Raw genomic sequence first — 12,832 nt, 5'->3', positions numbered from 1 at the left:
GCCAGACCTTTTGCGTGAGGGGCGGGGGGGCACATCGATCCGCGTTTTTCACGCTTGGCGGGCAGGGCGCCTGACCTTAGGCTGGCCAGCCTCGCCATCCGGGCATTGGTACCCGCCGGCCCACTTCTGGAGCCCTGAATGACCGCTTCCCAAGCCGCCACCCCGCAGCGCCTGAACGCTGAGGACTTCAGCCCTGCCATCCTTCGCCTGTTCGACCGCTATGTGCATGGCGACGCAAGCCGCCGCGAGTTCCTAGAGGCTGCCCAGCGCCTGCTGGGCAGCTCGGCCGCCGCCGCGGCGACGCTGGCGGCGCTCAGCCCGCGCTTCGCCTCTGCTCAGCAGGTGAAGCCCGACGATGCACGCCTGCGCACGCGCTGGCTGAGCATCGACTCACCGAGCGGCAATGGCACGGTGCGCGGCCTCCTGGCGGCGCCGGCCCAGGCCCGCGGCCCGCTGCCGACCGTGCTGGTGGTGCATGAGAACCGCGGCCTGAATCCGCATATCGAGGACATCGCCCGCCGCCTCGCGCTCGAGGGCTTCCTGGCCTATGCCCCCGACGCCCTGCACAGCCTGGGCGGCTATCCCGGCGACGAGGACAAGGCCCGCGAACTCTTCCCCAAGCTCGACCCCGCCAAGGTGCGCGCCGACTTCGTTGCCGCCGCTCTGGCGCTGAAGGGCCTGTCCGAGAGCAACGGCCGGCTGGGCGTGGTGGGTTTCTGCTTCGGCGGCAGCATCTCCAACTACCTGGCGACCCAGCTGCCGGCGCTGCGTGCCGCCGTGCCCTTCTACGGCAGCCAGCCGCCGGTGGAGGACGTGCCCCGTATCAAGGCCGAGCTGCTGATCCACTATGCCGGCCAGGACGAGCGCATCAATGCCGGCTGGCCGCGCTACGAAGCGGCGCTGAAGGCGGCCGGTGTGCGCTACGAGGCCCATGTCTACGAAGGCACGCAGCACGGCTTCAACAACGACACCACGCCGCGCTTCGACCCCAAGGCCGCCGAGCTGGCCTGGTCGCGGACGCTGGCGTTCTTCAGGAGCCGGCTGGGGTGAGGGTGGCAGGGCGCAAGGCTCGCCGGCCCTTTACTTGCCGATGCAGAAGCGGCTGAAGATTTCCCCCAGCAGATCGTCCGCCGAGAAGGCGCCGGTGATCTCGCCCAGGGCGTCGTGGGCCAGGCGCAGCTCCTCGGCCATGAGGTCCAGCGCAGGCGGCTGCACCTCGACCTGGGCCAGGGCCAGCGCCAGATGCTCGGCCGTGCGGCGCAGGGCCTGGACGTGCCGCTCGCGGGCGATGAACAGGCCCTCCGGCACGGCATGCCAGCCGGCATGCGCCAGCAGGGCGCGGCGCAGATCGGCCAGGCCGGCGCCCGTCTTGGCGGACAGCTGCACGGCGTCCGGCGGCAGGGTCAGGTCTTGCTTGCTGCGGGCGTCCGCGCCGGCATCGGCCTTGTTGTAGACCTGCAGCAGCCGCGACGGTTCGACCAGGGCGAGGCGTTCGCGGATCTCGGCATCGCCGGCCTCGTAGCCGGCCTCGCCCATGCGGGTGAGGTCGTGCAGGAAGAGCACCACGTCGGCATCGGCGATGGCGTCCCAGCTGCGGGCCACGCCGATGCGTTCGACTTCGTCGGAGGTCTCGCGCAGGCCGGCGGTGTCGGTGATGTGCAGGGGCACGCCCTCGATTTGTATGGTCTGGCTGACCTTGTCGCGCGTGGTGCCGGGAATGGGCGTGACGATGGCCAGCTCGGCGCCGGCCAGCGCGTTGAGCAGGGAGCTCTTGCCCACATTCGGCTGGCCGGCCAGCACCACCTTGATGCCCTCCCGCAGCAGGGCGCCCTGGCGGGTGCGGTCCAGCACGCCGTCCAGTCGGGCCTGGATGCGGCGCAGCTTGCCCAGGGCGTCGGCCTGCTGGAGGAAGTCGATCTCCTCCTCGGGGAAGTCCAGCGTGGCCTCGACCAGCATGCGCAGGTTGATCAGGCCGTCGCGCAACTCACCGACCTCGGTCGAGAGCGCGCCGGACAGTGCGCGGCTGGCGCTGCGGGCCGCGGCCTCGGTGCTGGCGTCGATGAGGTCGGACACGGCTTCAGCCTGCGCCAGGTCCAGCTTGCCGTTGAGGAAGGCCCGCTGGGTGAACTCGCCGGGCTCGGCCAGGCGCAGGTGCTTCAGCGCCTCGATGCTCCCGCCCAGCTCCAGGCAGCGCGCCAGCAGCAGCTGCAGCACCACCGGGCCGCCGTGGGCCTGCAGCTCCAGCACATGCTCGCCGGTGTAGGACGCCGGGGCGGGGAAGTGCAGGGCCAGGCCGTGGTCGATGGCATCGCCATTGGCCGCGCGCAGGGGCAGGTAGTGCGCCTCGCGCGGGCGCAGGGCCCGGCCGCAGAGCTGCTCGATCAGCGGGGTCAGGTCTTGCGCGGACGAGACGCGGACGATGCCCACGGCGCCCCGTCCGGGAGCGGTGGCGATGGCGGCGATGGGGTCGAGGTGGCGGGCCAGCATGGGCGCATTGTCCTATGCCGCGCCCATGAGAACGGCCCCGGGCGCATGACCAGGGGCCGTGGAAGATGGCGCGGGGGAGGCGGCCGCGGGTGTTCTCGTGAACCCCGCGGTGGGCCTGTGATGCGACCCGGTTGAATGGACCTGCCGCATCAAGCTGCCCCGCATGAGGTCCATTAAAGGTGAGGGGAGGGGCGAAAAAAAGCCCCCGATCACGGGGGCGATCGGGGGCTTTGTGCGGAAGTTCGCGCAGGACTCAGCTCTGCACGCCCATCTGCTTGTTGATGACCCACTGCTGCGCGATGGACAGCAGGTTGTTCACCAGCCAGTACAGCACCAGGCCGGCCGGGAAGAAGAAGAACATGAAGCTCAGCGCCAGCGGCATCATCCACATCATCTTGGCCTGCGTCGGGTCGGCCGGCGTGGGGTTCAGCGCAACCTGCAGCAGGCTCGATGCCGTCATCAGGATGGGCAGGATCAGGTAGGGGTCGGCCGAGGAAAGGTCGGTGATCCAGCCGATCCAGGGCGCATTGCGCATCTCGACCGTGCTCTGCAGCACCCAGTACAGGGCGATGAAGAAGGGCATCTGCAGCAGCATGGGCAGGCAGGAACCCAGGGGGTTGACCTTTTCCTCGCGGTAGATGCGCATCATCTCCTGCTGCTGCTTCTGCGGGTCGTTCTTGTAGCGTTCGCGCAGCTCGTTGACGCGCGGACCCACGGCCTTCATCTTGGCCATGGAGCGGTAGGCGCTGGCATTCAGGCCGAAGAAGGCGATCTTCAGCAGCACCACCAGGGCCACGATGGACCAGCCCCAGTTGCCCAGGATGCCGTGGATCTTGTCCAGCAGCCAGAACAGCGGCTTGGCGATCACGTAGAACATGCCGTAGTCCTTCACGCGCTCCAGGCCAGGGGCGAGTTCGGTCAGCTGGTTCTCTTCCTGCGGGCCGGCGTACAGCAGGTTCTCTGCCACGGCCGAGGCGCCGGGGTTGATGGCGGGCAGGGGGAAGACCTGGCCCACGCTGTAGGCGCCTGACTCGTTCTTCTTGACGAAGAACTCGCGCGGGCCGGCGCTGTTGCGCAGCCATGCGGTGGTGAAGTAGTGCTGCACCATCGCGACCCAGCCGTCATCGGCGTGCTTGTCGTAGTCGGCCTTGCCCTTGTCCAGGTCCTTGAACTCGAACTTCTGGAACTTGTTCTTGTCCGTGTAGATGGCCGGGCCGATGAAGGAGGCGGGCGCCATGTAGCCGGACGAGGACTCCACCGCCAGCGGACGCACCAGCTGAACATAGAGCTGCGGGCTGACCGGCGCGGCGCCGGTGTTGACCACCTCGTGCTTGACGTCGATGGCGTAGTCGCTGCGCTTGAAGGTGTAGGTCTTGACCAGCTTGAGGCCGCCCTGCTCGGGGGACTCGAAGCGCACCGTCATCGAGCTGGCGCCATCCTTGAGCTGACGCTCGGCACCCACCACATTCATCAGCGTGAAGTGGTTGGGCGCGCCGGGCACGCCGATCAGGCCGGACTCGGGGCGGTAGCTGCTGGCGTCAAAGAGCACCACGGGCTCGGGCTTGAAGCCGGACGGCGCCTTCAGGCCCACAAGGCGCATCAGCGGGTCCATCAGGCCGTGGGTCTCGGTGGTCAGGTGCTTGAGCAGTTCGACGCGCACGAGGCTGCCGCCTCGGGTGTCGAAGGTGGCCTTGACCACATCGGTCGTGATCTCGAATTTCTCGCCGCCGGGCTGGCCGGCCGAGGCTGCGGACGCTGCCGAGACGGGCGCCGCGGCGGCGGTACCGGCCGTCGGCAGGCTGCCCGACGCGGCGCTGCCGGGCGCAGGTGCTGCGCTGGCGACGGGCTTGGCCGGCGCAGGGCTGAACATCGAGGGGTGCCCGTTGTATTTCTGCCAGCCGTCCCAGAGCAGGACGAGCGACATGGTGAATACCACCCACAACACGGTGCGGCGTATATCAGTCATGGAGAAGCTTCAGGATTGGAAGAAGAGGGTGTCGTGCTGCCCCCGAGCCCGAGGCGCGAGAACAGACGGGGCGGATTGTCAGGCACGGGATCATGGCCGCCCAGACAGAATGGGTTGCAGCGCAGGATTCTCGCCGCGGCCAGATAGCTGCCAGCGATGCCGCCATGCCTGCGCACGGCTTCCATGCCGTAGGCGGAGCAACTGGGGTAGTAGCGGCAACCGGCCTGGATCCAGGAGCTGATCAGCAGCTGGTAGGCACGGATCAGGCCCATCAGGAGCCATTGGAGGGGACTGCGGCGGGCCGACATGGCGGGCGGGGGCGGGCTCAGCCCCGGGGCACGGCGGCTGCGTCCGCTGGTGCGGAACGCGACAGCTTGGCGCGCAGGTGCAGCAATTCCTCGCGCACCAAGGCCTTGAGCGGCTCCGAAGCCGCGCTGGGAAACTGCTTGCGATCCACGGGCATGCGCAGGCGAACCACCCAGAGTCCGGGCGGCAGCAAGCCCGCGACGTCGGCGAAGACGGCACGGATCTGGCGCTTGATCAGGGATCGGGTCACGGCGCGGCGCGCATGCCTCTTGGGCACGACGCAACCCAGCCAATGGCCGTCAGGCACTGCCGGGCTGGCAGTGACATCGGGCTTCACCCCCTCGGAAGAGGTCGATTCGTCCACAGGGCTGTGGGCAATCGGTGAGTGGCCTGTTGATAACTCGGTTTTCACTGTGGAAAAACCGTGTCCGGGCAGGCTGGGCGCGGCCATGAGATGGTGCACAGCAAAGTGCTTGCTGCGGACGCGGCTGGGCTGGCCCAGCACGCGCTCAAAGTCGGCCGATCGTTCGATGCGGCCGATCATGGTCTTGACTCGGCTCGCTTAGACGGCCAGGCGCTTGCGGCCCTTGGCGCGGCGGGCGCGGATCACGGCACGGCCACCGCGGGTCTTCATGCGAACGAGGAAGCCGTGGGTGCGGGCGCGGCGGGTCTTGGAGCCTTGGTAGGTGCGTTTCATGTTGGAAAACCTCTGTGGACGTCTGTGGACGCGATAGCTGATGGGCCGATCAAAGATGCGGGAGCATCTCGGAACTGCAAGCCTTCTCCTCCTGGAATCTCCTGAGAGGTGTCTGCCTGCCGCACCGCTGATGTGCGCCGCGCCGGGGCGCCGCTGCTGCGTGCGCCCACATCAGGTTCCTGCTCGGTCGGCAGTCCCGGCAAGAAGCCAGGCTAGCGTTCCGGGGCAGGGCCCCTTGTTGGCGCGGTGGACCTACCGCCAGGGGTTTGGCCCCCCAAAGCAGGGAAAGCCACGCGCCCAAGCAAATACATCCGGCGTCCGGAAAAGCCCGCGATTACACCAAACTTCTGGCGCCTGGTCAACTTCCACTGGCTGAGTCGGGGTGGCGTGCTCTGGTGCTGTGGGTACGAAAATTTCTGTGGATAACCTCGTCTTTTGCGGCCGTGGATCCGTACAATCCGGCCGCTCAAGAAGAAGTTTTCCACAATGAGCGCAGATCTCTGGCAACGCGGCTGTGAACGTCTGGCCGCCGAGCTGCCTGAACAACAATTCAATACCTGGATCCGCCCCCTGCCCCCGGCTGATGTGGCCGATGGCGGCGAGCAGGGTGTGACCGTGTCGCTGCGCGTCCCCAACCGCTTCAAGCTGGACTGGATCCGTAACCAGTACGCCGGGCGCATCGAATCCATCCTCAGTGAGCTGGCCGGCCGCCCCGCGCGGCTGGAGCTGGCCGTGGCGCCGCGCGAGGCCGTGCCGCGTGCGGGCGCGGCCCTGCCGGCCAACCAGCCCGTGGCCGTGGGCCAGGTGCTGCACAACGGCCTGCGGCCGGTGCCGGTGAATCGCCCGGCGGCTGTCGAGCAGCCGGCTGTGAACGGCCTGACCGCCGTGCAGCCGGTCTCGGCCCAGTCTCCTGTGGTGTACGCCGGCGCGACACCCGCGCCAGCCAACACCCGGCACCGCATCAACCCCGCGCTGACCTTCGACACCCTGGTGCCCGGCCGTGCCAATCAGATGGCCCGCACCGCCGCCCTGCATGTGGCTGGTGCGCCGGGTCAGATGTACAACCCGCTGTTCATCTACGGCGGCGTGGGCCTGGGCAAGACCCATCTGATCCACGCCGTGGGCAACGCCTTGCTCAAGGACAAGCCCGATGCTCGCGTGCTGTACCTGCACGCCGAGCAGTTCATCTCGGACGTGGTCAAGAACTACCAGCGCAAGACCTTCGACGAGCTCAAGGCCAAGTACCACTCCCTGGACCTGCTGCTCATCGATGACGTGCAGTTCTTCGCCGGCAAGGACCGCACGCAGGAAGAGTTCTTCAACGCCTTCGAGGCCCTGCTGGCCAAGCGCGCACACATCATCATGACCTCGGACACCTATCCGAAGGGTCTGGTGGACATCGACGAGCGCCTGACCAGCCGCTTCGATGCCGGCCTGACGGTGGCCATCGAGCCGCCCGAGCTGGAGATGCGCGTCGCGATCCTGATCAAGAAGGCCGAAGCTGAACAGGCGCCCATGCCCGAGGACGTCGCCTTCTTCATCGCCAAGAACGTGCGCGCCAATGTGCGCGAGCTCGAAGGCGCCCTGCGCAAGGTGCTGGCCTACAGCCGCTTCAGCCACAAGGAAATCAACATCCAGCTGGCGCGTGAGGCCCTCAAGGACCTGCTCTCGATCCAGAACCGACAGATCTCGGTGGAGAACATCCAGAAGACGGTGGCGGACTTCTACAAGATCAAGGTCGCCGACATGTACAGCAAGAAGCGCCCGGCCAGCATCGCCCGGCCGCGCCAGATTGCCATGTATCTGGCCAAGGAACTGACGCAGAAGAGCCTGCCCGAGATCGGCGAACTCTTCGGCGGCCGGGACCACACCACGGTGCTGCACGCCGTGCGCAAGATCGGTGGCGAGCGCCAGAAGAACACCGAGCTGAACCAGCAGCTGCACGTCCTCGAGCAGACGCTCAAGGGCTGAAGGCCCGCCCCCTGCGTGCGTCTCGGCCTGGCCCTTTGGCAGGCACAAGCGGAGTCCGCGGGTGTCCGGCCTCAGCCTCCTCATGGGGGTGAGCCCGAGGGCCTGGCAGCGCCGCCCCTCGGCCTCCGGGCGGGTCGTCCCTGCAACAGATCAAAGGCATGGTTTTCACCCTTCGGGAATTGCCCCATTCCTGGGTGACAATGCGCGCTGTCTCACGCGCGCGCGTCTTGCTTGTGTCTGGCCCCGGGGCGCCAGGCGGATCAGGAGGGCGGCAGCGCGGGTCGCCCCGAACAAGTGGAGAGAGGTTCACATGATTGTGTTGAAAGCCAGCCAGGACAAGGTGCTGAGTGCCCTGCAGGCCGTGTCCGGCATCGTCGAGCGCCGCCACACCCTGCCCATCCTGGCCAATGTGCTGATCCGCAAGCAGGGCTCGCAGGTAGAGCTCACCACCAGCGACCTCGAGATCCAGGTCCGCACCACCGTCGAGTTCGACGGCGACGACGGCAACTTCTCCAGCACCGTGGGCGCGCGCAAACTGATCGACATCCTGCGCTCCATGCCCTCGGACCAGACGGTAAGCCTTTCCAGCAACGCCAGCAAAATGACGCTGCAGGGCGGCAAGAGCCGCTTCACCCTGCAGACCCTGCCGGCTGACGACTTCCCCCTGGTGCAGGAGGCCGCCGACTTCGGCCCCGCCTTCAGCGTGCCCCAGAAGACGCTCAAGCACCTGATCAACCAGGTGCACTTCGCGATGGCGGTGCACGACATCCGCTACTACCTCAACGGCATCCTCTTCGTGGCCGAGGGCAAGAACCTCACGCTCGTTGCCACCGACGGCCATCGCCTGGCCCTTGCACAGGCCGAGTTGGAGACCGACATCCCCAAGCAGGAAGTCATCCTGCCCCGCAAGACCGTGCTGGAGTTGATGCGCCTCCTGAAGGACGGCGGCAAGGACGGCTCGGACGACCAGCCCATCGAGATGCGCTTCGCCGGCAACCAGGCCAAGTTCAGCTTCTCGGGCATGGAGTTCGTGACCAAGCTGGTCGAGGGCAAGTTCCCCGACTACAACCGCGTCATCCCCAAGAACCACAAGTTCCGCGTGACCCTGGGCCGCGCGCCCCTGCTGTCCTCGCTGCAGCGCGCCGCCATCCTGACCAGCGAGAAGTTCAAGGCCGTGCGCCTGTCCTTCGAGCCGGGCCTGCTCTCCATTGCCTCCAGCAATGCCGAGCAGGAGGAGGCCAAGGAGGAGATCGAGATCGACTACGGCGGCGACCTCATCGAGACCGGCTTCAACGTGACCTACCTGATGGACGCGCTGCAGAACATGGGCCAGGACATGGTCTCCATCGACCTGAACGACAGCGCCTCCAGTGCCCTGATCACCATCCCCGAGCAGACCGGCTTCAAGTATGTCGTGATGCCCATGAGGATCTGATCGCAGCCTGACACCAGCGACAGCGGGCGAGGATCACAGCATCCAGCCCGCTTCCGTACTTCTGAAGCGGGCTGGCAAGACCTGACCCCGCGAGTGAGAGAGAGTTTCCGATGAGTGATGTCCCGAGCAACGAACACAAGCCCGAAGGCAATCCCGAAGGCCTGACCGACAAGCAGCAGGCCGCCGTCTCGGCGGAGGCCGCCTCGGGTGCGGTCTACGGGGCCGATTCGATCCAGATCCTCGAGGGCCTGGAAGCCGTGCGCAAGCGCCCCGGCATGTACATCGGCGACACCTCTGACGGCACCGGCCTGCATCACCTCGTCTTCGAGGTGGTGGACAACTCCATCGACGAATCGCTGGCCGGCCACTGCGACGACATCATCGTCACCATCCACACCGACAACTCCATCTCGGTGATCGACAACGGCCGCGGCATCCCCACCGGCGTGAAGATGGACGACAAGCACGAGCCCAAGCGCTCGGCCGCCGAGATCGCCCTGACCGAGCTGCATGCCGGTGGCAAGTTCAACCAGAACTCCTACAAGGTCTCCGGCGGCCTGCACGGCGTGGGCGTGAGCTGCGTGAACGGCCTGTCCAAGTGGCTGCGCCTGACGGTGCGCCGCGATGGCAAGGTCCACCAGATCGAGTTCAAGCAGGGCATCCCGCAGGACCGCCTGATCGAGGTGGTGGACGGCGTCGAGACCAGCCCCATGCGCGTGATCGGCGACACCGACAAGCGCGGCACCGAAGTCCACTTCCTGCCGGACACCGAGATCTTCCAGCAGAACAACGACTTCCACTACGACATCCTGGCCAAGCGCCTGCGCGAGCTCTCCTTCCTGAACAACGGCGTCAAGATCCGCCTGATCGACGAGCGCAACAACAAGGAAGACAACTTCGCCTATGCCGGCGGCGTGCGCGGCTTCGTGGAGTTCATCAACAAGGGCAAGAGCACCCTGCATCCGAACATCTTCCACGCCCAGGGCGACAAGACCTCGGACCAGGGCACCAATATCGGCGTTGAAGTCTCCATGCAGTGGAACGACGGCTTCAACGAGAACGTGCTCTGCTTCACAAACAACATCCCGCAGCGCGACGGCGGCACCCACCTGACCGGCCTGCGCGCCGCCATGACCCGCGTGCTGAACAAGTACATCACCGACAACGACCTGGCCAAGAAGGCCAAGGTCGAGGTGGCCGGTGACGACATGCGCGAAGGCCTGGCCTGCGTGGTCTCCGTCAAGGTGCCCGAGCCCAAGTTCAGCAGCCAGACCAAGGACAAGCTGGTTTCCAGCGAAGTGCGCGGCCCCGTCGAGGAGATCGTCGCCAACAAGCTGACGGACTGGCTGCTGGAGAACCCGACCGACGCCAAGATCATCTGCGGCAAGATCCTCGACGCCGCCCGCGCCCGCGAGGCTGCGCGCAAGGCCCGCGAGATGACCCGCCGCAAGGGCGTGCTGGACGGCCTGGGCCTGCCCGGCAAGCTGGCCGACTGCCAGGAAAAGGATCCCGCCCTGTGCGAGATCTACATCGTGGAGGGTGACTCCGCAGGTGGCTCCGCCAAGCAGGGCCGCGACCGGAAGTTCCAGGCCATCCTGCCCCTGCGCGGCAAGATCCTGAACGTGGAGAAGGCCCGCTACGAGAAGCTGCTGACCTCCAACGAAATCATCACCCTGATCACCGCCCTGGGCACCGGCATCGGCCGCGGCGCCGGCAGCGACGACTTCAACCCGGACAAGCTCCGCTACCACCGCATCATCATCATGACTGACGCGGACGTGGACGGCGCCCACATCCGCACCTTGCTGCTGACCTTCTTCTACCGCCAGATGCCGGAGCTGGTGGAGCGCGGCCACATCTACATCGCGCAGCCGCCGCTGTACAAGGTGAAGGTGGGCAAGCAGGAGCAGTACCTGAAAGACGGCCACGAGCTGGACGCCTTCCTGCTGCGCGTGGCCCTCAACGATGCCGAGCTGCACACCGGCCGCGGCGACGTGCTCAAGGGCGAGGCCTTCGAGGCCCTGGCCCGCCAGTACGTGCTGGCCGAGAACGTCATTGACCGCCTCTCCAACTGGATGGACTTTGAGGCCCTGCGCGCCCTGGCCGGCGGCTTGAGCCTGAACCTCGACAGCAAGGAAGCCGCGGACCAATCCGCCCGCGACATGCAGGCCGCCCTGCACGAGGCCGAGGTGAACGCTGAATACGACGCCCGTACCGACAAACTCTTCCTTCGCATCAGCCGCAAGCACCACGGCAACACCCGCTCCAGCGTCATCACCGCGGACTTCGTCCACGGCGCCGACTACGAAGTGCTGGCCACCGCCGGCAAGACCTTCAAGGGCCTGATGACGGCTGACGGCCTGGTCCGCAAGGGCGAGGGCGAGAAGGCCAAGGAAAGCAAGGTCGCCGATTTCCGCGGCGCCATGGGCTTCCTGATGACCCAAGCCGAGAACTCGGTGGGCCGCCAGCGCTACAAGGGCTTGGGGGAGATGAATCCCGAGCAGCTGTGGGAGACCACCATGGATCCGACCGTGCGCCGCTTGCTGCGGGTGCAGATCGAGGATGCGATCGAGGCGGATCGGGTGTTCACGATGTTGATGGGCGATGAAGTTGAGCCGCGGCGCGATTTCATCGAGACCAATGCGTTGCGGGCGGCGAATATCGACGTTTGACGTCCCGGGATGAAGCGGGTGGAATAGCACGATGAGCGCGCCACCCCTCATTCCCCTGGTGCAGGCTCGGCAGGCCCAGGTGGCCGAGCTGTGCCGCCGCAACCATGCGCGGCGCCTGCACCTGTTCGGCTCGGCCACTCGGGCCGACTTCCGTCCTGCGGACAGCGACCTGGACTTCCTGGTCGAGTTCGACACCTCGTTGCCCCCGAAGGCCTATTCGGACGCCTTCTTCGCCCTCAAGACTGCACTGGAGCTGCTGTTCAAGCGGCCGGTGGACCTGTTGACGCCCGAGGCGCTTCGCAACCCCTATCTGCGCCAGCGTGTCGAGGCGGAACGGGTGCTGGTCTATGGCGCCTGATTCGGCCAAGTACCTCTGGGATGCGCAGCAGGCGGCGGCGCGCGCCTTGCGTTTCGTGCAAGGCAAGCGCTTTGAGGACTACCTTGTTGATGAGTTGCTGCGCTCCGCCGTGGAGCGGCAACTGGAGGTCGTGGGCGAAGCGCTGAACCAGCTCCGCAAGGTGGATCCAGCGACCGCGGCCCAACTCCCCGAACTCGCGAAGGCCGTGGCCTTGCGCAATGTGCTGATCCACGCCTATGCCACGGTCAATGATCGGCTGGTGTGGGGCGTGGTGGAGCAGGATCTGGCGCCCTTGCTGGCGGGGGTGACGCAGCTGTTGCCGGGAGGCGAGGGCGGGGATTGATTGCTTGCGGGCGACTGCCTTGCGGCTTGATCCGTTGCCCGACTGAGGGCTCGCATGCCAGGGAAGGGCCCGGCCGACAGCATGGTGGGCAGAGGGCCGTTGGTGGGGAAGGGGCCTTGCATGTTTGCCTCCTTGCAAATGAGGTTGAACTTCGTGAGTGGATCTGGGTGCGGGGCCGTGCGCTGCGAGACCGCTGCACAACTGAACCCATCGCGCGCAGCCACTCGGCCCACACGCTGAAGATTTCGGCATGTGCAAAGGATTCGAGTTTTTGGGCCCGTTTTGGGACCTTTCGAGCCCTTCCCCCAGGCCCTTGGGCCCCTCAAGACGGACTACTGCTCGGACACGGCTGCAGCCGCCCGCTCTGCAGCTTCCTCGTCGCCTTGAGCAGATTGAGCCCCAGCGCCGCCCAGGCCATCTGCGCCTGCGTCTTGGCCGCCCCGAAGCACCGTGCCCGGCCCAAGTGGAAGCGCTGCTTCATCGTGCCGAAGCCCTGCTCGACCTTGTAGCGCAGCGTGGCGATGGCCCGGTTCATCCGGGTCTGCAAGGGATGCACAGGATGGCCCCGGCTGCCCTTGAACTGGATGAGATCCCCAA

Annotated in this window: 12 protein-coding genes; 6 read left to right on the top strand and 6 right to left on the bottom strand. The window is 66.7% G+C overall.

The window, feature by feature from the left end:
• Positions 1–138: 138 nt before the first annotated feature.
• Complete coding sequence (locus ACS5PK_RS20485; protein ID WP_439442121.1) at positions 139–1,050, top strand: dienelactone hydrolase family protein; 912 nt, start codon at positions 139–141, stop codon at positions 1,048–1,050.
• Between the two features lie 30 nt (positions 1,051–1,080).
• Here the strand turns inward: ACS5PK_RS20485 and mnmE are convergent, their stop codons facing one another.
• The 5 genes from mnmE to rpmH all read right to left on the bottom strand — a co-directional run bounded on the left by mnmE (position 1,081) and on the right by rpmH (position 5,456).
• Positions 1,081–2,487, bottom strand: coding sequence for a tRNA uridine-5-carboxymethylaminomethyl(34) synthesis GTPase MnmE (gene mnmE, locus ACS5PK_RS20480; protein ID WP_439442120.1), 1,407 nt, complete (start codon positions 2,485–2,487; stop codon positions 1,081–1,083).
• A 253-nt stretch (positions 2,488–2,740) separates the two neighbouring features.
• A complete protein-coding gene (gene yidC / locus ACS5PK_RS20475) occupies positions 2,741–4,453 on the bottom strand; it encodes a membrane protein insertase YidC (RefSeq protein ID WP_439442119.1) in 1,713 nt (570 codons plus the stop codon).
• Positions 4,450–4,725 carry a membrane protein insertion efficiency factor YidD gene (gene yidD, locus ACS5PK_RS20470; RefSeq protein WP_439442118.1) on the bottom strand — a complete coding sequence of 92 codons (276 nt, stop codon included), beginning with the start codon at positions 4,723–4,725 and terminating at the stop codon, positions 4,450–4,452. Before yidD ends, yidC begins: the two co-directional genes overlap by 4 nt.
• A gap of 53 nt (positions 4,726–4,778) precedes the next feature.
• Positions 4,779–5,303: a ribonuclease P protein component gene (locus ACS5PK_RS20465; protein ID WP_439442117.1), complete on the bottom strand. Its 525-nt coding sequence runs from the start codon at positions 5,301–5,303 to the stop codon at positions 4,779–4,781.
• An 18-nt stretch (positions 5,304–5,321) separates the two neighbouring features.
• Positions 5,322–5,456, bottom strand: coding sequence for a 50S ribosomal protein L34 (gene rpmH, locus ACS5PK_RS20460; RefSeq protein WP_183106475.1), 135 nt, complete (start codon positions 5,454–5,456; stop codon positions 5,322–5,324).
• 486 nt (positions 5,457–5,942) lie between these two features.
• Between rpmH and dnaA the strand changes: the two genes are divergently transcribed.
• From dnaA to ACS5PK_RS20435, 5 genes are all read left to right on the top strand, one after another.
• Positions 5,943–7,427, top strand: a complete 1,485-nt coding sequence (gene dnaA / locus ACS5PK_RS20455) for a chromosomal replication initiator protein DnaA (protein WP_439442116.1) — start codon at positions 5,943–5,945, stop codon at positions 7,425–7,427.
• Between the two features lie 310 nt (positions 7,428–7,737).
• Positions 7,738–8,862 carry a DNA polymerase III subunit beta gene (gene dnaN, locus ACS5PK_RS20450; protein WP_439442115.1) on the top strand — a complete coding sequence of 375 codons (1,125 nt, stop codon included), beginning with the start codon at positions 7,738–7,740 and terminating at the stop codon, positions 8,860–8,862.
• A gap of 110 nt (positions 8,863–8,972) precedes the next feature.
• Positions 8,973–11,534 (top strand): DNA topoisomerase (ATP-hydrolyzing) subunit B, encoded by a 2,562-nt coding sequence (gene gyrB, locus ACS5PK_RS20445; protein WP_439442114.1) that lies wholly within the window; start codon positions 8,973–8,975, stop codon positions 11,532–11,534.
• A 31-nt stretch (positions 11,535–11,565) separates the two neighbouring features.
• The gene (locus ACS5PK_RS20440; RefSeq protein ID WP_439442113.1) at positions 11,566–11,892 is read left to right on the top strand and encodes a nucleotidyltransferase family protein; all 327 of its coding nucleotides are present in this window, start codon (positions 11,566–11,568) and stop codon (positions 11,890–11,892) included.
• Positions 11,882–12,235, top strand: a complete 354-nt coding sequence (locus tag ACS5PK_RS20435) for a HepT-like ribonuclease domain-containing protein (RefSeq protein WP_439442112.1) — start codon at positions 11,882–11,884, stop codon at positions 12,233–12,235. Before ACS5PK_RS20440 ends, ACS5PK_RS20435 begins: the two co-directional genes overlap by 11 nt.
• Before the next feature lie 322 nt (positions 12,236–12,557).
• Here the strand turns inward: ACS5PK_RS20435 and ACS5PK_RS20430 are convergent.
• Positions 12,558–12,832: transposase (locus tag ACS5PK_RS20430; protein WP_439442111.1), on the bottom strand; the 275-nt coding region annotated here is incomplete at its 5' end.

The organism is Roseateles sp. DB2, from assembly GCF_051857535.1.
GTDB lineage: Bacteria > Pseudomonadota > Gammaproteobacteria > Burkholderiales > Burkholderiaceae_C > Roseateles_B.
This window is presented reverse-complemented; position numbering and strand designations above follow the sequence as displayed.